21 protein-coding genes are annotated in these 21,176 nt (G+C 65.5%); 17 read left to right on the top strand and 4 right to left on the bottom strand.

Features of this window, described 5'->3' with window-relative positions:
• Positions 1 to 11 precede the first annotated feature (11 nt).
• The 12 genes from lpxD to AC1DXX_RS08645 all read left to right on the top strand — a co-directional run bounded on the left by lpxD (position 12) and on the right by AC1DXX_RS08645 (position 11,851).
• On the top strand, positions 12 to 989 hold the full coding sequence (lpxD, locus tag AC1DXX_RS08700) for a UDP-3-O-(3-hydroxymyristoyl)glucosamine N-acyltransferase (RefSeq protein ID WP_478133768.1): 978 nt from the start codon (positions 12 to 14) through the stop codon (positions 987 to 989).
• A gap of 23 nt (positions 990 to 1,012) precedes the next feature.
• A complete protein-coding gene (gene fabZ / locus AC1DXX_RS08695) occupies positions 1,013 to 1,462 on the top strand; it encodes a 3-hydroxyacyl-ACP dehydratase FabZ (RefSeq protein WP_013541729.1) in 450 nt (149 codons plus the stop codon).
• A 23-nt stretch (positions 1,463 to 1,485) separates the two neighbouring features.
• Positions 1,486 to 2,274: an acyl-ACP--UDP-N-acetylglucosamine O-acyltransferase gene (gene lpxA, locus AC1DXX_RS08690; RefSeq protein ID WP_478133767.1), complete on the top strand. Its 789-nt coding sequence runs from the start codon at positions 1,486 to 1,488 to the stop codon at positions 2,272 to 2,274.
• A 10-nt stretch (positions 2,275 to 2,284) separates the two neighbouring features.
• Positions 2,285 to 3,433, top strand: coding sequence for a lipid-A-disaccharide synthase (gene lpxB / locus AC1DXX_RS08685; RefSeq protein ID WP_478133766.1), 1,149 nt, complete (start codon positions 2,285 to 2,287; stop codon positions 3,431 to 3,433).
• Positions 3,405 to 4,112: a ribonuclease HII gene (rnhB, locus tag AC1DXX_RS08680; protein ID WP_478133765.1), complete on the top strand. Its 708-nt coding sequence runs from the start codon at positions 3,405 to 3,407 to the stop codon at positions 4,110 to 4,112. Before lpxB ends, rnhB begins: the two co-directional genes overlap by 29 nt.
• Positions 4,113 to 4,116: 4 nt before the next feature.
• Positions 4,117 to 4,902, top strand: a complete 786-nt coding sequence (locus AC1DXX_RS08675; protein ID WP_478133764.1) for a TrmH family RNA methyltransferase — start codon at positions 4,117 to 4,119, stop codon at positions 4,900 to 4,902.
• Positions 4,903 to 5,041: 139 nt separating this feature from the next.
• Positions 5,042 to 6,211, top strand: coding sequence for a glutamine-hydrolyzing carbamoyl-phosphate synthase small subunit (gene carA / locus AC1DXX_RS08670; protein WP_478133763.1), 1,170 nt, complete (start codon positions 5,042 to 5,044; stop codon positions 6,209 to 6,211).
• Entirely contained in the window at positions 6,204 to 6,761 is a 558-nt protein-coding gene (locus AC1DXX_RS08665; RefSeq protein WP_478133762.1) for an ORF6N domain-containing protein, read from the top strand. The genes carA and AC1DXX_RS08665 overlap by 8 nt, the downstream gene beginning before the upstream one ends.
• A gap of 1 nt (position 6,762) precedes the next feature.
• Positions 6,763 to 10,011 (top strand): carbamoyl-phosphate synthase large subunit, encoded by a 3,249-nt coding sequence (gene carB / locus AC1DXX_RS08660; RefSeq protein ID WP_478133761.1) that lies wholly within the window; start codon positions 6,763 to 6,765, stop codon positions 10,009 to 10,011.
• Between the two features lie 5 nt (positions 10,012 to 10,016).
• Positions 10,017 to 10,886 carry a Kdo hydroxylase family protein gene (locus AC1DXX_RS08655; protein WP_478133760.1) on the top strand — a complete coding sequence of 290 codons (870 nt, stop codon included), beginning with the start codon at positions 10,017 to 10,019 and terminating at the stop codon, positions 10,884 to 10,886.
• A 64-nt stretch (positions 10,887 to 10,950) separates the two neighbouring features.
• Complete coding sequence (gene greA, locus AC1DXX_RS08650; protein ID WP_478133759.1) at positions 10,951 to 11,427, top strand: transcription elongation factor GreA; 477 nt, start codon at positions 10,951 to 10,953, stop codon at positions 11,425 to 11,427.
• Positions 11,428 to 11,434: 7 nt separating this feature from the next.
• The gene (locus AC1DXX_RS08645; RefSeq protein ID WP_478133758.1) at positions 11,435 to 11,851 is read left to right on the top strand and encodes a DUF4149 domain-containing protein; all 417 of its coding nucleotides are present in this window, start codon (positions 11,435 to 11,437) and stop codon (positions 11,849 to 11,851) included.
• A 34-nt stretch (positions 11,852 to 11,885) separates the two neighbouring features.
• Here the strand turns inward: AC1DXX_RS08645 and AC1DXX_RS08640 are convergent, their stop codons facing one another.
• Both AC1DXX_RS08640 and AC1DXX_RS08635 read right to left on the bottom strand, forming a co-directional pair.
• Positions 11,886 to 12,644 carry a glycosyltransferase gene (locus AC1DXX_RS08640; RefSeq protein WP_478133757.1) on the bottom strand — a complete coding sequence of 253 codons (759 nt, stop codon included), beginning with the start codon at positions 12,642 to 12,644 and terminating at the stop codon, positions 11,886 to 11,888.
• Positions 12,645 to 12,646: 2 nt separating this feature from the next.
• Positions 12,647 to 13,126 carry a YhbY family RNA-binding protein gene (locus AC1DXX_RS08635; protein WP_478133756.1) on the bottom strand — a complete coding sequence of 160 codons (480 nt, stop codon included), beginning with the start codon at positions 13,124 to 13,126 and terminating at the stop codon, positions 12,647 to 12,649.
• 88 nt (positions 13,127 to 13,214) lie between these two features.
• Here AC1DXX_RS08635 and AC1DXX_RS08630 point away from each other — a divergent pair, with 88 nt between their 5' ends.
• The 5 genes from AC1DXX_RS08630 to AC1DXX_RS08610 all read left to right on the top strand — a co-directional run bounded on the left by AC1DXX_RS08630 (position 13,215) and on the right by AC1DXX_RS08610 (position 18,708).
• A complete protein-coding gene (locus tag AC1DXX_RS08630) occupies positions 13,215 to 13,883 on the top strand; it encodes an RlmE family RNA methyltransferase (protein WP_478133755.1) in 669 nt (222 codons plus the stop codon).
• A 167-nt stretch (positions 13,884 to 14,050) separates the two neighbouring features.
• Positions 14,051 to 15,967 carry an ATP-dependent zinc metalloprotease FtsH gene (gene ftsH, locus AC1DXX_RS08625; protein ID WP_478133754.1) on the top strand — a complete coding sequence of 639 codons (1,917 nt, stop codon included), beginning with the start codon at positions 14,051 to 14,053 and terminating at the stop codon, positions 15,965 to 15,967.
• A gap of 115 nt (positions 15,968 to 16,082) precedes the next feature.
• Positions 16,083 to 16,895 (top strand): dihydropteroate synthase, encoded by an 813-nt coding sequence (folP, locus tag AC1DXX_RS08620; RefSeq protein WP_478133777.1) that lies wholly within the window; start codon positions 16,083 to 16,085, stop codon positions 16,893 to 16,895.
• Positions 16,892 to 18,229, top strand: a complete 1,338-nt coding sequence (gene glmM / locus AC1DXX_RS08615) for a phosphoglucosamine mutase (RefSeq protein WP_478133753.1) — start codon at positions 16,892 to 16,894, stop codon at positions 18,227 to 18,229. Before folP ends, glmM begins: the two co-directional genes overlap by 4 nt.
• Entirely contained in the window at positions 18,226 to 18,708 is a 483-nt protein-coding gene (locus AC1DXX_RS08610) for a GNAT family N-acetyltransferase (protein WP_478133752.1), read from the top strand. The genes glmM and AC1DXX_RS08610 overlap by 4 nt, the downstream gene beginning before the upstream one ends.
• A 78-nt stretch (positions 18,709 to 18,786) precedes the next feature.
• On the opposite strand, the gene AC1DXX_RS08605 is transcribed toward AC1DXX_RS08610, so the two are convergent.
• Together AC1DXX_RS08605 and AC1DXX_RS08600 are read right to left on the bottom strand one after the other, a co-directional pair.
• Positions 18,787 to 20,058, bottom strand: a complete 1,272-nt coding sequence (locus AC1DXX_RS08605) for an acyl-CoA dehydrogenase family protein (protein ID WP_478133751.1) — start codon at positions 20,056 to 20,058, stop codon at positions 18,787 to 18,789.
• A gap of 28 nt (positions 20,059 to 20,086) precedes the next feature.
• The gene (locus AC1DXX_RS08600) at positions 20,087 to 21,175 is read right to left on the bottom strand and encodes a phosphotransferase (protein WP_478133750.1); all 1,089 of its coding nucleotides are present in this window, start codon (positions 21,173 to 21,175) and stop codon (positions 20,087 to 20,089) included.
• Between the last annotated feature and the right edge of the window lies 1 nt (position 21,176).

The raw sequence follows: 21,176 nt of genomic DNA, 5'->3' as shown, positions 1-21,176 counted from the left end.
CGCGAACCGGCGTGTCGCTGCAGCTCGGAGCCATCGTTGACGCCCTGGGGGGCGAGCTTCATGGAGACGCCACGCTGTCCATCGAGCGGCTTTCGCCGCTCCAGAACGCACAGCCCGATGCGCTCAGTTTCCTGAGCCATCCCAAGTACCAGCAGGAATTGGCGGTTTCGAAGGCCGCTTGCGTGATCGTGTCGCCCGCCATGCAGGAGGCGGCTGCGGCGCGCGGCGCGTTCATCGTCACGCCCGATCCGTACCTTTACTTTGCGCGCCTGACGCAGCTCTGGAAGGCGCACCATGCGCGTCCGGAGGCCGATTTCATCCATCCCACCGCCGTGATCCACGCCGAGGCCCAGGTCGATGCCACCGCGCGCATCGGCGCGCTCTGTGTGGTGGAGCGGGGCGCACGCATCGGCGCAGGTTCCGTGCTGAAGTCGCGCGTGACGGTCAGCGAAGGCTGCACGATCGGCGAGCGCTGCCTGCTGCATCCCGGCGTGGTGATCGGCGCCGATGGCTTCGGCCTCGCGCTGCACCAGGGCGCCTGGGTCAAGATCGAGCAGCTGGGCGCGGTGCGCATCGGCAACGACGTGGAAATCGGCGCCAACACCTGCATCGACCGCGGCGCGCTCGACGACACGGTGATCGAGGACGGCGTCAAGCTCGACAACCTGATCCAGATCGGCCACAACGTGCGCGTCGGCAAGAATACCGCCATGGCGGGCTGCGTCGGTGTGGCCGGCAGCGCCGTCATCGGCGCCAATTGCACTTTCGGCGGCGGCGCCATCGTGCTGGGCCACCTGACGGTGGCCGACGGCGTGCACGTTTCCGCCGCGACCGTGGTGACACGCTCCATTCACAAGGCCGGCCAGTACACCGGTATGTTTCCCATCGATGACAATGCGAGCTGGGAAAAAAATGCAGCAACGCTCAAGCAGTTGCACAGCCTGCGCGAACGACTGAAGGCGCTGGAGAAGGCTCCCTCGAAAAAATGACGACGATGCAGGAACAGAAAATCATGACGACGACGCTCGATATCCACCAAATCCTCAAGCTGCTGCCTCACCGCTACCCGTTCCTGCTGGTGGACCGCGTGCTCGACATGGAAAAGGGCAAGCGCATCACGGCGCTCAAGAACGTGACGATGAACGAGCCGTTCTTCAACGGCCACTTCCCGCACCGTCCGGTGATGCCGGGGGTGCTGATGCTCGAAGCCATGGCGCAGGCCGCCGCGCTGCTGTCGTTCCATTCGCTCGACATCGTGCCGGACGACAACACCGTCTATTACTTTGCCGCCATCGACGGCGCGCGCTTCAAGCGGCCCGTGGAACCCGGCGACCAGCTCACGCTCGAAGTCGAGATCGAACGCATGAAGGCCGGTATTTCGAAGTTCAAGGGCCGGGCGCTGGTAGGCAGCGAGCTCGCCTGCGAAGCCACGCTGATGTGCGCCATGCGCCAGATCAGCTGATCCGGCCGTTGTTACGACAAGGCATGACCCAGGTTCATTCGACAGCGCTCGTCGACCCCCAGGCCCAACTTGATGCCTCGGTGTCGGTCGGGCCCTATACCGTGATCGGCCCGCACGTGCGGGTCGGGGCGGGCACCACCATCGGCGCGCACTGCGTGATCGAGGGGCGCACCACCATCGGGCGCGACAACCGGATCTTCCAGTTCTCGTCRCTCGGCGCCATACCGCAGGACAAGAAATACGCGGGCGAGCCCACCGAGCTCGTCATCGGCGACCGCAACGTCATTCGCGAGTTCTGCACCTTCAACCTCGGCGTGCCGGGGGCAGGGGGTGTGACACGCGTGGGCCATGACAACTGGATCATGGCGTACACGCACATCGCGCACGACTGCCGTGTCGACAACCACACCACGCTGGCCAACCAGACCACGTTGGCCGGGCACGTGCACCTGGCGGACTGGGTCACGATCGGCGGCCTAACCGGCATTCACCAGTTCGTTTCGGTTGGCGCCCACGCCATGGTCGGCTTCGCGAGCGCGGTGTCGCAGGACGTGCCGCCATTCATGCTGGTCGACGGCAATCCGTTGGCGGTTCGCGGCTTCAACGTCGTGGGCCTGCGCCGGCGCGATTTCTCGGCGCAACGGCTCGCGGCGGTCAAGCAGATGCATCGCCTGCTGTACCGGCAGGGCAAGACGCTCGAAGAGGCGCGCGCCGGCATCCAGGCGCTGGTCACCGAAATGCCGGAGGCCGCCGAAGACGTCGCGCTGATGGAATCCTTCATCGCCGGTTCGACGCGCGGCATCGCGCGTTGAAACGATGGCGATGAGCAAGGACGAGCAGCGACGCTTCGCGCTGGTCGCGGGTGAAGCTTCCGGCGACTTGCTCGCGGGGCTTCTTCTCGACGGCCTGCAGGCCCGCTGGCCCGCGCTCCAGACGGCAGGCATCGGTGGACCCCGGATGCTCGCGCACGGCTTCCAGAGTTGGTGGCCGCAAGAAAAACTCGCGGTGCGCGGCTACATCGAGGTGCTGCGGCATTACGCCGAAATCGCCGGCATCCGCCGCCAGCTCAAGGCCCGGTTGCTGCGCGAACGGCCCGAATTGTTCATCGGTGTCGATGCGCCCGATTTCAATCTCGATCTCGAAGCCGGGCTGCGCAGCCAGGGGATCAAGACCGTTCATTTCATCTGCCCCTCGATCTGGGCCTGGCGCCCAGAGCGCATCCAGAGGGTCCGGGCTGCGGCCGACCATGTGCTGTGCATCTTTCCGTTCGAGCCCGAGCTGCTGGAAAAGCAGGGCGTGGCCGCGAGCTACGTGGGCCACCCGATTGCCAACGTGATCCCGATGACGCCCGACCGTGCCGCAGCGCGCGCCGCGCTGGGCCTGGCGCCCGATGCGCAGGTCGTCGCCTTGCTGCCCGGCAGCCGCCGCTCCGAGATTCGCTACCTGGCCGCCCGCTTCTTCGAGGCTGCTGCCCGGATGCAGAAGGCGCGGCCGACGCTCCAGTTCGTGGCCCCCATCCTGCCGGGGCTGCGCGCGGAGGTCGAAGCCCTGTTGCAGGCCAGCGGCATGATGGGCCGGGTGAAGCTGCTCGACGGCCAGTCGCACGCCGCACTCGCGGCCTGCGACGTCACGCTGATCGCCAGCGGCACCGCCACGCTCGAGGCGGCGCTGTTCAAGCGGCCGATGGTCATCGCCTACAACATGAACGGGCTCTCGTGGCGCCTGATGCAGCGCAAGCAGCTGCAGCCCTGGGTCGGCCTGCCCAACATCCTGTGCCGCGAGTTCGTGGTGCCCGAGCTGCTGCAGGAAGCCGCCACGCCCGAGGCGCTGGCCCAGGCCACGCTGGCCTGGCTCGATGCGCCTGAAAAGACGCAGGCGTTGCAACAAAGATTTTCCGAGCTGCACGTGCAATTGCAGCGCGATACGCCGACACTTTGCGCCGATGCGATCCAGAAAGTTCTTGAAGGCTGAGCAGGCCCCACTGGTGTGGGATGCGCCAGGCCTGCTCGCGGGTGTCGATGAGGCGGGCCRCGGCCCGCTGGCCGGCCCCGTGGTGGCCGCCGCCGTGATCCTCGACGACCAGCGGCCGATCCGCGGACTGGCCGATTCCAAGACCCTCACCGCCCTGCAGCGCGAACGCCTGCATGACCAGATCCTGGCCAAGGCCCTGTGCTGCTCGATCGCGCAGGCGAGCGTCGAGGAAATCGACACCCACAACATCCTGCAGGCCACCATGCTCGCGATGCGCCGTGCGGTCGAGGGTTTGCGCCTGAAGCCGACCAAGGTGCTGGTCGACGGCAACCGCCTGCCGACGCTCGATGTGCTGGCCGAAGCCATCGTCAAGGGCGATGCGCGGGTCAAGGCGATTTCAGCGGCGTCGATCCTGGCCAAGGTGCACCGCGACCGGCTGTGCGAGCAACTGCATACCGAGTTTCCGCACTACGGCTTTGCCGGCCACAAGGGCTACGGCACACCGGAGCACCTCGAGGCGCTGCAGCGCCATGGTGCTTGTGTGCATCACCGCAGGTCGTTCAGTCCGGTGGCGGCGGCGCTGGCGCGGACTGCAGCCGCCACCTTGGTCGTCGAGGCCGCGCCTGTGGTGTTCGCAACGGTCGAGACCGTGCACCTCGACCTGCGCGCCGCGCCCTGAACCGATGACCACCGATCCCGGCGCGAACCACATCAGCTCGCGCGACAACCCGCTGCTCAAGGACCTGCGCAAGCTGGCTCAAGACCCGGGCGCCTACCGCAAGCTGCGCCGCATCTGGCTCGAAGGCGATCACCTTTGCCGGGCGGCGCTGGCGCGCGGCGTGAAACCGGCGATTGCGGTGTTTTCGGAATCTTTCTGGCCGACGGCCCCCGCCGAATGGGCTGCAAGTGCTATCAAAACGGTAGTGGTCAGCGACGATCTGCTGCGCGGTGCCAGCGGCCTGGAGTCACCAGCACCGATGGGCTTCGTGCTCGACCTGCCGGCGCGGCCGGAACTGATCCCCGACGCGCCGAGCGTGGTGCTCGACCGCCTGCAGGATGCCGGCAACGCCGGTTCCATCCTGCGCAGCGCGGCCGCCTTCGGCTTCACCCAGGTGATCGCACTCAAGGGCACGGCTGCGCTGTGGGCACCGAAAGTGCTGCGCGCCGGCATGGGCGCCCATTTCGGCCTGCGGCTGATCGAAGGCGTGGAAGCCGACGCGCTCGATGCGTTGACGATTCCCCTGGTCGCGACCAGCTCGCACCATGGTGAATGGCTCCACAAAGCCCGTTTGCCGCACCCTTGCGCCTGGCTGATGGGCCATGAAGGGCAGGGCGTTTCACCCGCCCTGGAAGCCCGCGCGACCCACCACATTCGCATCGCCCAACCCGGCGGCGAAGAATCCCTCAACGTGGCGGCAGCCGCTGCCATCTGCCTGCACGCAAGCGGCGCGGCCCTCCAGCCCGAATAGGGCCTCAGTCCGAGCTACAATCGGGGGCTTACTCGCAATAGCGTCGCCCGGCCGCCTTTAACGCCAAAATCCCCTTAAGCAGCAGTCCGCAGGCAACGCGCCTGGGGCTCCGGGCGACCGTAACCATCCGGAGAACCCAGTGCTTTTGTCTCTCAAGGGAAGTTTCCCGCCCGCCATCCTGGCGCTCGCAGACGGCACGGTCTTTCAAGGCAATTCGATCGGAGCCGCCGGCTCCACGACCGGTGAAGTGGTGTTCAACACCGCCATGACCGGTTACCAGGAAATCCTCACCGACCCGAGCTACTGCCAGCAGATCGTCACATTGACGTATCCGCACATCGGCAACTACGGCGTCAACGGTGAAGACATCGAAGCCGACAAGATCCATGCCGCGGGCCTGATCGTCAAGGACCTGCCCCTCGTCGCCTCCAACTTCCGCAAGACCGCCACGCTGAGCGAATACCTCGTGGCCGGCAAAACAGTAGCCATCGCGAACATCGACACCCGCAAGCTCACGCGCCACCTACGCACCCACGGCGCGCAGAACGGCTGCATCCTGGGCCTGGCCGAGGGTGAAGCGGTTACGCAGGCGTTGATCGACAAGGCCATTGCGGCGGCCAAGGCCGCACCGAGCATGTCCGGCCTCGACCTCGCCAAGGTGGTGTCTGTTCAGCAGACCTACGAATGGACCGAAACCGAGTGGAAGCTGGGCGCGGGCTACGGCGTGCAGATCACGCCGAAGTTCCACGTCGTGGCCTTCGACTACGGCGTCAAGAAGAACATCCTGCGCATGATCGCCCAGCGCGGCGCCCGCATCACCGTGGTGCCGGCGCAAACGCCCGCGGCCGACGTGCTCAAGCTCAAACCCGATGGCATCTTCCTGGCCAACGGTCCCGGTGACCCGGAGCCCTGCGACTACGCCATCAACGCTGTCAAGGAACTGATCGAAACCGGCATTCCCACCTTCGGCATCTGCCTGGGCCACCAGATCATGGCGCTGGCCTCGGGCGCGAAGACCTTCAAGATGAAGTTCGGCCATCACGGCGCGAACCATCCTGTGAAGGACCTCGACAACGGCCGCGTGAGCATCACCAGCCAGAACCATGGCTTCGCGGTCGACGAGAAGTCGCTGCCGGCCAACCTGCGTCCCACCCACATCAGCCTGTTCGACAACACGCTGCAGGGCCTCGCACGCACCGACAAGCCCGCGTTCTGCTTCCAGGGCCATCCCGAAGCATCGCCGGGCCCGCACGACATCGGCTACCTGTTCGACCGCTTCACGGCGCTCATGGAGCAGGCACGTGGCTGATGCACCCGCGGTGCTCGACGTCTCGGTCATCGCCGCCTTGCGCGATGCCGAGGGCAAGATCTATGTGCTGCGTGGCCTCAAGGTCATGCTGGCGCAGGACCTTGCTGCGCTCTATGGCGTCGAGACCCGGGTGTTGTTGCAGGCCATGCGCCGCAACCTCGATCGTTTTCCCGCGGATTTCGCTTTCACCCTGGAGAACCAGGACCTCGAGAATTTGAGATCACAACTTGTGATCTCAAAGCCGGAGAAACCAGGTTCGGGCGGCGCACGCTACCGAAGCGTGGCCTTCACCGAACAGGGCGTTGCCATGTTGTCGAGCGTGCTGCGCAGCGAACGCGCCGTGGCCGTCAACATCGAGATCATGCGTACCTTCGTCAAGCTGCGCAGCATGCTGTCGGAGCACGCCGATCTCAAACGCAAGCTGAACGCGCTGGAACAGCGATACGACCAGAACTTTCGCGATGTATTCACCGCGATCCATCAACTGATGGATGAACCGAAGCCGGGGGCCTACAGCCGCCGCGGCATCGGTTTCACCAAGGACAAATAAGATGCCCAAGCGCTCAGACCTCAAATCCATTCTCATCATCGGCGCCGGCCCGATCATCATCGGCCAGGCCTGCGAGTTCGACTACTCCGGCGTGCAAGCCTGCAAGGCGCTGCGCGAAGAGGGCTACAAGGTCATCCTGATCAACAGCAACCCCGCGACGATCATGACCGACCCGGCCACGGCCGACGTCACCTACATCGAGCCGATCACCTGGCAAACGGTCGAGAAGATCATCGCCAAGGAGCGCCCCGACGCGATCCTGCCGACCATGGGCGGCCAGACCGCGCTCAACTGCGCACTCGACCTCTGGCGCAACGGCGTGCTCGACAAGTACACCGGCGCGGCCACCAACAAACCGGTTGAACTGATCGGCGCCACGCCCGAAGCCATCGACAAGGCCGAAGACCGCCTGAAGTTCAAGGACGCGATGACCAAGATCGGCCTCGGCTCGGCGCGCTCCGGCATCGCGCACACGATGGACGAAGCCTGGGCCGTGCAGAAGACGCTCGGCTTCCCCACCGTGATCCGCCCGAGCTTCACGCTTGGCGGCACCGGCGGCGGCATCGCCTACAACCCCGACGAGTTCGAGACCATCTGCAAGCGCGGCATCGAAGCCTCGCCGACCAACGAGCTGCTGATCGAAGAGTCGCTGCTCGGCTGGAAAGAGTACGAGATGGAAGTCGTGCGCGACAAGGCCGACAACTGCATCATCGTCTGCTCGATCGAAAATCTCGACCCGATGGGCGTGCACACCGGCGACTCGATCACCGTGGCACCGGCACAGACGCTCTCCGACAAGGAATACCAGATCCTGCGCAACGCCTCGCTGGCCGTGCTGCGCGAGATCGGCGTCGACACCGGTGGCTCGAACGTGCAGTTCTCCATCAACCCGAAGGACGGCCGCATGGTCGTCATCGAGATGAATCCGCGCGTCTCGCGCTCCTCGGCGCTGGCCTCCAAGGCCACGGGCTTCCCGATCGCCAAGGTCGCGGCCAAGCTGGCCGTGGGCTACACGCTCGACGAGCTGCGCAACGAAATCACCGGTGGCGCCACGCCCGCGTCGTTCGAGCCGTCGATCGACTACGTGGTCACCAAGATCCCGCGTTTCGCGTTCGAAAAATTCCCGCAGGCCGATTCGCGCCTCACCACGCAGATGAAGTCGGTGGGCGAGGTGATGGCCATGGGCCGTACCTTCCAGGAGTCGTTCCAGAAGGCGCTGCGCGGCCTCGAAGTGGGCGTCGACGGCCTCAACGAGAAGACACAGGACCGCGAAGTGCTCGAGAAGGAACTCGGCGAGCCGGGTCCCGAGCGCATCTGGTACGTGGGCGATGCCTTCGCCATGGGCCTGAGCGTGGACGAAGTGTTCGCGCTGACCAAGATCGACCCGTGGTTCCTGGTGCAGATCGAAGAGATCGTGAAGATCGAGCTCGAGCTGGAAACCAAGTCGCTGGCCGACATCGACAAGGACACGCTGCTCGCGCTGAAGAAGAAGGGCTTCTCCGACCGCCGCCTCGCCAAGCAGCTCAAGACCACCGACACCGCGATCCGCGAGAAGCGCCGCGCCCTGGGCGTGCGCCCGGTCTACAAGCGCGTGGACACCTGCGCGGCCGAGTTCGCGACCAACAYGGCCTACATGTACTCGACCTACGAGGACGAGTGCGAAGCCGACCCGACGGACAAGAAGAAGATCATGGTGCTCGGCGGCGGTCCCAACCGCATCGGCCAGGGCATCGAGTTCGACTACTGCTGCGTGCACGCCGCGCTCGCCATGCGCGAGGACGGCTACGAGACCATCATGGTCAACTGCAACCCCGAGACCGTGTCGACCGACTACGACACGTCCGATCGCCTGTACTTCGAGCCGCTCACGCTCGAAGACGTGCTCGAGATCGTCGACAAGGAAAAGCCGCTCGGCGTGATCGTGCAGTACGGCGGCCAGACGCCGCTCAAGCTCGCGCTCGACCTCGAAGCCAACGGCGTGCCGATCATCGGCACTTCGCCCGACATGATCGATGCGGCCGAAGACCGCGAGCGCTTCCAGAAGCTGCTGCATGAGCTGGGCCTGCGCCAGCCGCCGAATGCCACGGCGCGCACCGAACCCGAAGCGCTCGAAAAGGCTGCGGCCCTCGGTTATCCGCTGGTGGTGCGCCCGAGCTACGTGCTCGGCGGCCGTGCGATGGAAATCGTGCACGAGCAGCGCGACCTCGAACGCTACATGCGCGAGGCCGTGAAGGTCAGCAATGATTCGCCGGTGCTGCTTGACCGCTTCCTCAATGACGCGGTCGAATGCGACGTCGACTGCATCCGCGACGCCGAAGGCGCCACGCTGATCGGCGGCGTGATGGAACACATCGAGCAGGCCGGCGTGCACTCGGGCGACTCCGCCTGCTCGCTGCCGCCCTACAGCCTGAACGCGGAAACCATTGCCGAGTTGAAGCGCCAGAGCGCCGCGATGGCGAAGGCGCTCAACGTGGTCGGCCTGATGAACGTGCAGTTCGCGATCCAGCAGAAGGATGGCAAGGACGTCATCTACGTGCTCGAAGTGAATCCGCGCGCCTCCCGCACCGTGCCCTACGTGAGCAAGGCCACCGGCATCCAGCTCGCCAAGGTGGCGGCACGCTGCATGGCGGGCCAGTCGCTCGCGTCGCAGGGCGTGACGAAGGAAGTCACGCCACCGTACTTCAGCGTCAAGGAAGCCGTGTTTCCGTTCGTCAAGTTCCCGGGCGTGGACACCATCCTCGGCCCCGAGATGAAGTCGACCGGCGAAGTGATGGGCGTGGGCAAGACCTTCGGCGAAGCCTTCGTGAAGTCGCAGCTCGGCGCCGGCACGCACCTGCCGAAGTCGGGCAAGGTCTTCATCTCGGTGAAGAACAACGACAAGGCACGTGCGGTCGAAGTGGCGCGCGGTCTGGCGAAGCTGGGCTTCGAGCTGATCGCGACCAAGGGCACGGCCGCAGCCATCAACGCCGCGGGCATCGAATGCGCGACGGTGAACAAGGTGACCGAAGGCCGCCCGCACATCGTGGACATGATCAAGAACAACGAGATCGCCCTGGTCATCAACACGGTGGAAGAGCGCCGCAACGCGATCACCGATTCGCGGCAGATCCGCACCTCGGCGCTGCTGGCGCGCGTGACCACGTTCACCACGATCTTCGGCGCTGAAGCTGCGGTCGAGGGCATGGGCTTCATGGACGAGCTCGGCGTGATCTCGGTGCAGGAGATGCACGCGCAGCTGGCTGCGGCCTGAGCGTCATGGAAACCCAGCTCGTCGAACTGGACCTTGCCGACTGGAACGCGGCCACGCCCAACGAGGCGTGGATCGCGGAACTGGAAGCCGGCAAGGTGCTGTACTTCCCGCGCCTGGGCTTCGAGCTGCTGCCTGAAGAACGCAGCCTGCTGACGCCCAGCCTGCTGTCGCCCGACGTGCGCAACATCAGCCTCGATGCCAACGGCAAGCTCAAGGGCGTGGTCGGCGACGAAGCGGTGCAGCGCGCGGCGGCCGCGATGGTCGGGCGGTTCCGGGCGCAAGCCCAGCAACTGATCCACGGCTTGCTGCCGCACTACACGTCGGCCTTGCGCCTTGCGCCGACCAGCTACCGGCCGGCGCAGGTCGAGACGCGCGTGCAGTCTTGGCGTGCGGACGATCGTCGGCTGCACGTCGATGCGTTCCCGTCGCGGCCCAACTACGGCGAGCGCATCCTGCGCGTGTTCACCAACGTCAATCCAGACGGCGCACCGCGCGTGTGGCGCGTGGGCGAGCCTTTCGAGGACATCGCCAGGCGCTTCCTGCCGCGCGCCAAGCCCTATGTGCGCTGGCAGGCCAGGCTGCTGCGCGCGCTGCGCGTGACCAAGTCCTTCCGCAGTGAGTACGACCACCTCATGCTTCAGCTGCACGACGGCATGAAGTCGGACATGGCGTACCAGGAAAACTCGCCGCAGGAAACCGCCAAGTTCCCGCCGGGCTCGGTGTGGGTGTGTTTCTCCGACCAGACCTCGCACGCCGTCATGGCGGGCCAGTACATGCTCGAGCAGACCCTTCATCTGGCCGCTTCGAAGCAATACAATCCAGATTCGAGCCCGCTCGCCATCCTGAGCCGGCTGACCGGACGCAATCTCGTCTGATCCTGTCCCCCAATCGACCGCCGAACGGCATCGTTCGGCGGTTTCGCTTTATGGAGAACCAAACATGGCCACCATTCCAATCACCAAGCGCGGTGCCGAAAAGCTGCGCGCCGAGCTGCACCAGCTCAAGACCGTGGACCGCCCCTGGGTCATCAACGCGATCTCCGAAGCGCGTGCGCAGGGCGACCTGAGCGAGAACGCCGAGTACGAGGTCGCCAAGGACCGCCAGGGCTTCATCGAAGGCCGTATCCAGGAAGTCGAAGGCAAGCTCTCGGCCGCGCAGATCATCGATCCGACAGAGCTCGATGCGGGCGGCAAGGTGGTGTTCGGTTCGACGGTGGAGCTCGAGGAAGAAGAGTCGGGCGAGGCCGTCAAGTACCAGATCGTGGGCGAGGACGAAGCCGACCTGAAGCTCGGCCTCATCAACATCTCCAGCCCGATCGCGCGCGCGCTGATCGGCAAGGAAGAGGGCGACACCGCCGAGGTGCAGGCTCCAGGCGGACTCAAGCGCTACGAGATCGTGGGCGTCCGCTACCTTTGATCTTCCGATGAAGGACCGCCTTGCCTTGTTGCTGGCCGCCTTCTGGTGGGGCAGCCTCACGACGATCGGTTTCCTGGTGGTGCCGATGCTGTTCGCCAGGCTTGGCAATCCCGCCGTGGCGGGTAATTTCGCCGGCCAGCTGTTCGAGGCGCAAAGCTGGGTTGCGATCGGCTGTGGCCTGATCCTGCTGATTCATTTCCGGGCCAAGGCCGACGAGCGCATGGATGGGCCCGCGCTGACGGCGATCTTCCTGATTCTCGGGGCGTTGCTGCTGGCGCTGCTTCAGCAGTACGCCGTGGCGCCGCGCATTCTGGCGCGCGAGAACCTCAAGCTGTGGCATGCCGTCGGCAGCGGCATGTATGTCATGCAGTGGTTGTGCACCGGTGTGCTGCTCTGGCGCATGGGCGCTCGCGCGCCGCGCTGAACGGCGATGGCGGCCTTCGCCGCCATCCACACATTCATTCTTTCCAGAATTTCGCGACCCAGCTCGCGGGCCGGATATAGCGAAAGGCCCGGTTGCGCCTGCCCGCCAGTGCGTCGGGGGGGTTGCACTCGCCATGGAACACCATGATGCGCGCGTCCTCCGGGACGAAGGGCTCTTCCCAGTAGTTGGTCGGCCAGGTCGGGATGCCGTGGTACTTGAAGCTCGGGCACCAGGCCTCGGGCCAGTAGGAGAGCTTGCCCTGCTTGTGCAGCATGTCGGACAGGTAGGTCTGCTCGTTGCGGTAGTCGGCCTGCACCTTGTCCATGTTGGCGCGGAAATACGCCAGCACGTCGGCGTGGGCGCCCAGCTCGAAGCGGTAGACCGATGAATTCCCGGTGATCCGCTCGCGCCGCCAGGGGCGGGCATAGTCGTGAATGATCAGGAACTCGCCGGGTTGCTCGAAAAAGGCGTCGAGGCTGCCGACGATCACCACATCGACGTCCAGGAACAGGGCGGTGCCGCGCAGGCCGTGCAGGTCCTGCTCGAAGGTCGTGAGCTTCTTCCAGGCGCCATCGCGCTGGCCGGGGGCCAGCTGAAGATTCAGCGGGGGAATCGGCAGGCAGGTCACTTCGGGGCGAATGCCGTTGCCGTCATCCGTCAGGCACACGAACTTGAAGTCGCCGCTGAGGTTGCGGCGCACCATCGCGTAAAGGCGGTTGACGTATTCGGGGCCGTACTTGGTGCCCCACTTCATGCAGAGGATATGGCGCTGGGCGCCTTGCGCTGGCGCCAAGTTCAGTCCGCCTGGTTGCGCTTCTTGGCCGACAGCGGCCGCTTCGCCTTGGCGCGCTTGATGGTGCCGCCGGGGGTGAGCCGCTGGTTGCCGAGCACGCGCAGGGTCTTGATTTCGGGGCGCTGGCCGCCGCGCTTGCTGTATTTCACGATCTTCACGTCGCGCGGGCCGGGCATGCGGTCTTCATCGACCGTGCGCTCCTTTTCGGGCTTCGGGCGCCACAGCACCAGCAGCTTGCCGATGTGCTGGATCGGGGCGGCGTCGAGTTCCTCGGCGAGCTCGCGCAGCATGGCGTCGCGGGCGAGGCGGTCGTCGGAGAAGACGCGAACCTTGATCAGGCCGTGGGCCTTGAGGGCCGCGTCGGCCTCTTTTTTAACGGCAGGGGTGAGCCCGTCTCCACCGACCATGACGATCGGATCCAGGTGGTGAGCTTCGGCGCGGTGCACCTTGCGCTCGGCAGGGGTAAGTTGAATGGCGGGCATCCCCGTATTATCGAGGGTAGAAAGCACCTCTTGAGCCGCCGGGCCGTTCCCAAGGCGAATACCGCAGTGCGGAGCACAGAGGTTACCAATGAGCACCAAAGCAAAAAGCAAAAAAGTCAACAAAGCCTGGCTTCACGACCACATCAATGATCCGTACGTGAAATTGGCCACGCGGGAGGGGTATCGCGCACGCGCTGCCTACAAGCTCAAGGAGATCGACGAGTCGCTGGGGCTGGTCAAGCCGGGCCAGCTGGTGGTCGACCTGGGCTCCACCCCGGGAGCCTGGAGCCAGTACCTGCGGCGGCGCATGTCACCCGGCGGCGCCGCGGCTGGCGAACTGAACGGCACCATCATCGCGCTCGACATCCTGCCGATGGAGCCCATCGAGGGCGTGACCTTCCTCCAGGGCGACTTCCGCGAGGCGGAGCTGCTGGAGCAGGTCCTGGGCGTGCTGGCGGGCCGGAAGGCCGACCTGGTGGTCTCGGACATGGCGCCCAATCTTTCGGGCATCCATTCGGCCGACGCCGCCCGTGTCGCCCACCTGATCGAGCTTGCAATCGACTTCGCCCAGCACCATCTGAAGCCCGAAGGAGCGCTGGTGGCCAAGCTTTTCCACGGCAGCGGCTATGACGAGCTGGTGAAGCTGTTCAAGGCCAATTTCCGCATCGTGAAGCCGTTCAAGCCCAAGGCTTCGCGCGACAAATCGTCCGAGACCTTCCTTGTCGGGATGGGGTTGAAGGCGCCGGATACGCCTTGATACCTTGTTGCCATAAGCCCGCAGGGAGCGCAAACCCTTGTCAGGCTATGGCTGCTTTAGGGAAATGCCCGCTTTTCGCAGCTTGAAAAGCCTAAAATGGGGCGCAATTGCGTACCCTCAGCGCGTTTTTTCATATTCCCGTCACGCGCTTTCGACTGGAGCTTCGTTTGAACAATCAGTGGTTTTCCAAAGTTGCCGTATGGCTCGTCATTGCCATGGTGTTGTTCACTGTGTTCAAGCAGTTCGACACCCGCGGTGGCGTCGGCTCGGGAGCAGTCAGCTACTCCGAGTTTCTCGACCAGGTTCGGAACAACCAGATCAAGAGCGCCGTCATCCCCGAGGGTGCCGGCGGCGGCGAGATCGTCGCCGTCACCAATGACGATCGCAAGATCCGCACGACGGCCACGGTCCTCGACCGCGGCCTCGTGGGCGACCTGATCGACCACAACGTCAAATTCGACGTCAAGCCGCGCGAAGAGAGTTCGCTTCTCATGACGCTGCTGGTGAGCTGGGGGCCGATGCTGCTTCTGATCGGCGTCTGGGTCTACTTCATGCGGCAGATGCAGGGCGGCGGCAAGGGCGGGGCGTTCAGCTTCGGCAAGAGCAAAGCCCGCATGATGGACGAGAACAACAACACGGTGACCTTCGCCGATGTCGCAGGCTGCGACGAGGCCAAGGAAGAAGTCCGCGAAGTCGTCGACTTCCTGAAGGACCCGCAGCGCTTCCAGAAGCTCGGTGGCCGCATTCCCCGCGGGCTGCTGCTGGTCGGCCCTCCGGGCACCGGCAAGACGCTGCTGGCCAAGTCGATCGCTGGCGAGGCCAAGGTGCCCTTCTTTTCGATCTCGGGTTCCGACTTCGTTGAAATGTTCGTCGGCGTGGGCGCTGCCCGTGTCCGCGACATGTTCGAGAACGCCAAGAAGAACGCGCCCTGCATCATCTTCATCGACGAAATCGATGCGGTGGGTCGCCAGCGCGGTGCCGGCCTCGGCGGCGGCAACGACGAGCGCGAGCAAACCTTGAACCAGATGCTGGTCGAGATGGATGGTTTCGAAACCAACCTCGGCGTGATCGTGGTGGCTGCCACCAACCGTCCGGACATTCTTGACGCCGCACTGCTGCGCCCGGGCCGTTTCGACCGTCAGGTGTATGTCACGCTGCCCGACATCCGCGGCCGCGAACAGATCCTCGGCGTGCACATGCGCAAGGTCCCGCTGGGCCAGGACGTGAACCCGAGCGTGATCGCCCGCGGCACGCCAGGCATGTCCGGCGCCGATCTGGCCAACCTCTGCAACGAAGCCGCCCTGATGGCCGCACGCCGCAATGCGCGCGTGGTCGAGATGCAGGACTTCGAGAAGGCCAAGGACAAGATCTTCATGGGCCCCGAGCGCAAGAGCATGGTCATGCCCGAGGAAGAGCGCCGCAACACGGCGTACCACGAGTCCGGCCACGCCCTCATCGGCAAGTTGCTGCCCAAGTGCGACCCGGTGCACAAGGTCACCATCATTCCGCGCGGCCGCGCGCTTGGCGTGACCATGAGCCTGCCGGCACAGGACCGCTACAGCTACGACCGCGAGTACATGCTGAACCAGATCAGCATGCTGTTCGGTGGCCGCATCGCCGAAGAAGTGTTCATGCACCAGATGACCACCGGCGCCAGCAACGACTTCGAGCGCGCGACCTCCATCGCCCGCGACATGGTCACACGCTACGGCATGACCGATGCGCTGGGCCCGATGGTCTATGCCGAGAACGAAGGCGAAGTGTTCCTCGGCCGTTCGGTCACCAAGACCACGAACATGAGCGAGCAGACCATGGAAAAGGTCGATGGCGAAGTGCGCCGCATCATCGACGAGCAGTACGCCCTGGCACGCCGCCTGATCGAGGAGAACAGCGACAAGATGCACGCGATGGCGAAGGCGCTGCTCGAATGGGAAACCATCGACTCCGAGCAGCTCGACGACATCATGGCCGGCCGCGCACCGCGTCCGCCCAAGGACTGGACGCCGCGCATCCCGCCGTCGGGCAGCGGCGGCAGTGGCGGCACGCCGGCCGTCAATCCCGACCCGGCGCCGACCGCCGCTTGAGGTGGGCTTGATACCAAGCAACAACGGGGCCTCTGGCCCCGTTTTCCATGGTGCACTGCAAGGTGCGGTCTGGCAGACCTCGCGCTTCAGGATCGACCTTGCGCAGCCGCGCGTGATGGGCATCGTCAATGTCACGCCCGACTCCTTCTCCGATGGCGGCGCGCATGGCTCCACCGAGACCGCGTTGCACCATTGCGAGCAACTGCTGAAGGAGGGGGCCGACATCCTCGATATCGGCGGTGAATCCACCCGCCCAGGCAGCCCCGCCGTGCCACTCGACGCCGAGCTGGCGCGCGTGCTCCCGGTGGTGCGAGAGGCCGTGAAGCTGAACGTGCCGCTGTCCATCGACACCTACAAGCCCGAGGTCATGCGCGCTGTGCTCGACCTGGGCGCGGACATCGTCAACGACATCTGGGCGCTGCGCCAGCCGGGCGCGCGCGAAGCCGTGGCGGCACACCCGTCGTGCGGCATCTGCCTGATGCACATGCATCGCGATCCGCAGACCATGCAGGCCGCGCCGATGCAAGGCGACGTGATCCCCGGGGTGCTGGCGTTCTGGGCAGAGCAGGTGGCGCAGCTTCGCGCGCTGCAGATCGATCCCTCGCGCGTCACGCTCGACCCGGGTGTCGGCTTCGGCAAGACCGTGGCGCAGAATTTCGCCCTGCTGGGGCGGCAACGCGAGCTGCTTGGGGCCGGCTATCCGCTGCTGCTGGGCTGGTCGCGCAAGTCGTCGATCGGCGCAGTCACCGGCATCGAGGCCGCAGGCGAGCGCATCGTGCCCAGCGTCGCGGCCGCAGTGCTGGCCGTGGACCGCGGCGCAGCCGTGGTGCGCGTGCATGATGTGCGCGACACGGTCGCCGCCCTCGCGGTATGGCGCGCCATGAAGGCGACGGAAGAGCCACAACAAACACAAGAGCAAACACCATGACCCGCAAATACTTCGGCACCGACGGCATCCGCGGCACCGTCGGCCAATCGCCCATCACGCCCGATTTCGTGCTGCGCCTCGCGCATGCCGTGGGCCGCGTGCTCAAGAAGAGCCAGTCGCGCCCCACGGTGCTGATCGGCAAGGACACCCGCATCTCCGGCTACATGCTCGAATCGGCGCTCGAATCGGGCTTCAATTCGGCCGGTGTCGACGTGGTGCTGCTGGGTCCGCTGCCCACGCCCGGCGTGGCGTACCTCACGCGTGCGCAGCGTGCCAGCCTTGGCGTGGTGATCAGCGCGAGCCACAACGCCTTTCCCGACAACGGGATCAAGTTCTTCAGCGCCCAGGGCAGCAAGCTCGACGACGCCTGGGAGCTGGCGGTGGAAGCTGTGCTCGAAGAAGCGCCGGTGTGGGTGGACTCCGCCAATCTCGGCAAGGCGCGCCGCCTCAACGACGCGCCCGGGCGTTACATCGAGTTCTGCAAGAGCACATTCGCCAACGACTTGACCCTGCGCGACATGAAGCTCGTGGTCGATGCGGCGCACGGCGCAGCCTACCAGGTGGCGCCCAATGTGTTCCATGAGCTGGGTGCCGAAGTGACCAGCATCGGCTGTGCACCCGACGGCCTCAACATCAACCAGGGCTTCGGCGCCACCCACCCCGAGGCATTGATCGCCGCCGTGACGGCGCAAGAGGCCGACTACGGCATCGCGCTCGACGGCGACGCCGACCGCCTGCAACTGGTCGATGCCACCGGGCGTCTCTTCAACGGCGACGAACTGCTCTACCTGATGGTGGCCGAGCGCATCGCGCGCGGCGAGAAGCCGGCGGGCGTGGTTGGCACGCTCATGACCAACAAGGCCGTCGAAGTTGCGTTGCGGGGCCAAGGGATCGAATTCGTGCGCGCCAAGGTCGGCGACCGCTATGTGCTCGAAGAGCTCGACAAGCGCGGCTGGCTGCTTGGCGGCGAAGGCTCCGGCCATCTGCTGGCGCTCGACCGCCACACCACGGGCGACGGCATCGTGAGCGCACTGCAGGTGCTGCAGGCCTGCGTGCGCAGCGGCAAGACGGTGGCGCAATTGCTTGAAGGCGTCACGCTCTTCCCCCAAACCCTGATCAACGTACGCATTGCACCCGATCAGAACTGGAAGGACAACAAGGCGCTGGCCAGCGAAACGCAACGCATCGAGGCCGAACTGGGCGATGCAGGCCGCGTGCTGATTCGTGCGAGCGGCACCGAGCCGCTGGTGCGCGTGATGGTGGAAGCACGCGATGCGAAGCAGGCCGAGTCCTGCGCGAAGCGCCTCGCTGCGACGCTGGAGCCGGCGCGATGAGCATCGAAACCCTTGTGGCGGACTATCGCGACGCTGCGCAGGCTGCAGCCATGGTCGATCTGCTCGATACCTATGCACGAGATCCGGCCGGCGGCGGCACCCCGCTCGACGCCGCGGTGCGCGAAGGCCTGCCCGCGGCGCTGGCGGCGCGCCCGCAAGCCTTCAGCGTACTGGCCTTCGACGGCGACAAGCCCGTGGGATTGATCAACTGCATCGAGGGTTTCTCGACCTTCGCCTGCAAGCCGCTGGTCAACGTGCACGACGTGGTCGTGCTGCCCAGCCATCGTGGCCAGCGCGTTGCGCAGCGCATGTTCGCGCAGGTGGAGCAGGAGGCGCGCAAGCGGGGCGCCTGCAAGCTCACGCTCGAAGTGCTCTCGGGCAATGCGCCCGCGCTGCGCAGCTACGAGCGCGAGGGCTTCATCGGCTATCAGCTCGACCCGGCCTTCGGGCACGCGGTTTTTCTGCAGAAGAAGCTCTGAAAGTGAAAAGGGCCGGGGCGCATCGATCGCCGCCGGCCCTCGCCCCAACCCTCTCCCGGAGGGGAGGGGGCAGACAGATCAGAAGCGGGTGACAGGCATGTCGGCTTCGGTCTTGTTGGCCGAGTACTTGCCCAGCTCCCACTTGGCGATCGCATTGCGGTGCACTTCGTCCGGGCCGTCCGCGAAGCGCAGCGTGCGCGCACCGGCGTAGGCGTAGGCCAGCGGGAAGTCGTCGGACATGCCGCCGCCGCCGTGGACCTGCATGGCCCAGTCGATCACCTGGCAGGCCATGCTCGGCGCGACCACCTTGATCATCGCGATCTCGTTCTTCGCGACCTTGTTGCCGGCCACGTCCATCAGCCAGGCGGCCTTCAGCGTGAGCAGGCGGGCCATGTCGATCTTGCAGCGCGCTTCGGCGATGCGTTCCTGCGTGACGGTCTGCGAGGCGACGGTCTTGCCGAAGGCGACGCGCGAGGAGGCGCGCTTGCACATCAGCTCGAGTGCGCGCTCGGCCAGGCCGATCAGGCGCATGCAGTGGTGGATGCGTCCCGGGCCAAGGCGGCCTTGTGCGATTTCGAAGCCGCGGCCTTCGCCGAGCAGGATGTTGTCGACCGGCACGCGCACGTTCTCGAAGTACATCTCGACGTGGCCGTGCGGCGCGTCGTCGTAGCCCATCACGTTGAGCGGGCGAACGATGCGGATGCCCTTGGCATCGGCCGGCACGATCACCATGCTCTGCTGCGAGTGCTTCGGTGCGTCCGGGTCGCTCTTTCCCATGGTGATGAACACGGCGCAACGCGGGTCGGCGGCACCCGAGATCCACCACTTGTGGCCGTTGATCACGTACTCGTCGCCCTGGCGTTCGATGCGGGTCGAGATGTTGGTGGCATCGCTGGAGGCGACATCGGGTTCGGTCATCGCGAAGGCCGAGCGGATCTGGCCTTCGAGCAGCGGCTTGAGCCAGCGCGCCTTGATCTCTTCCGAGCCGTAGCGTGCGATGGTCTCCATGTTGCCGGTGTCGGGCGCCGAGCAGTTGAAAGCTTCGCTCGCCCATGGCACCGCGCCCATGATTTCGGCCAGCGGTGCGTATTCCTGGTTGGTCAGGCCGGCACCTGCGTAGCCGGAGGCCGAGGCGCTGTCGACCGGCAGGAACAGGTTCCACAGGCCCTGAGCCTTGGCCTTTTCCTTGACCTTCTCGACCGTCTTCAGTGCGGTCCAGCGCTTGCCGRCAGCCGTGTTCGCGGCCAGCTCGGCGCTGTACTCGGCCTCTGCCGGGTAGATGTTTTCATCCATGAACGCCTTGACGCGTTTCTGCAGTTCTTTGGTCTTGGCCGAATATTCGAAATCCATGCTGTCTCCTGGTGGGTTAGGGGGCTGGTCATGCCTTTTGGGCAAACTGCCAGGCCATCTCGGCCATCGGTCGCGCGCCGCGGCCCGACGCCACGGCTTGCTCGCTCGATGCGGTACCGGCCTCGACCCGCTTGGCAATGCCTTGCAGGATCGCGGCCATGCGGAACAGGTTGTAGGCCTGATAGAAATTCCAGTCGGGCGCCAGCGCTTCCGGCGTGGTGAGGCCGGTGCGCTCACAGTACTTGCGGATGTATTCGCTCTCGGTCGGGAGCCCCAAGCTCTTGTGGTCGAGGCCGCCAATGCCGCGGAAGGTCGCGCCGGAGATGTGCCACGACATGCAGTGGTAGCTGAAGTCGGCCAGCGGATGGCCCAGCGTCGACAGTTCCCAGTCGAGCACGGCAATCGCGCGTGGCTCGGTGGCGTGGAACATCAGGTTGTCGAGCCGGTAGTCGCCGTGCACGATCGACACCATCTTCTCGTCGCGCGCGCTCGCCGGCATGTGGGCCGGCAGCCATTCCATCAGCTTGTCCATCTCGGGGATGGGTTGGGTGATCGAGGCGACGTACTGCTTGCTCCAGCGGCCGATCTGGCGCTCGAAGTAGTTGCCCGGCTTGCCATAGTCGGCGAGGCCGCGGTCGGCGAAATTCACCGTGTGCAGCGCCGCGATGACGCGGTTCATCTCGTCGTAGATGGCCGTGCGCTCGGCGTTGCTCATGCCGGGCAGCGACTGGTCCCACAGCACGCGGCCGGCCATGAACTCCATCACGTAGAAGGCGCGTCCGATGACGGCTTCGTCTTCGCACAGGCAGTGCATGCGCGGCACGGGCACATCGGTGCCGGCCAGACCGCTCATGACCTTGTATTCGCGCTCCACCGCATGGGCCGAGGGCAGCAGCTTGGCGACCGGGCCGGGCTTGGCGCGCATCACGTAGCTCTGCGACGGCGTGACGAGCTTGTAGGTCGGGTTCGACTGGCCGCCTTTGAACATCTCGACCGTCAGCGGGCCCTTGAAGCCATCGAGGTTCTTCTCGAGCCAGGCCGAAAGCGCATCGACGTCGAAGGCGTGCTGCTGCGACACCGCACGGGTACCGACGAAGTTGGAGAAGTCCTGGCTCATT

The organism is Variovorax sp. P4_B10, from assembly GCF_056402375.1.
This window is presented reverse-complemented; position numbering and strand designations above follow the sequence as displayed.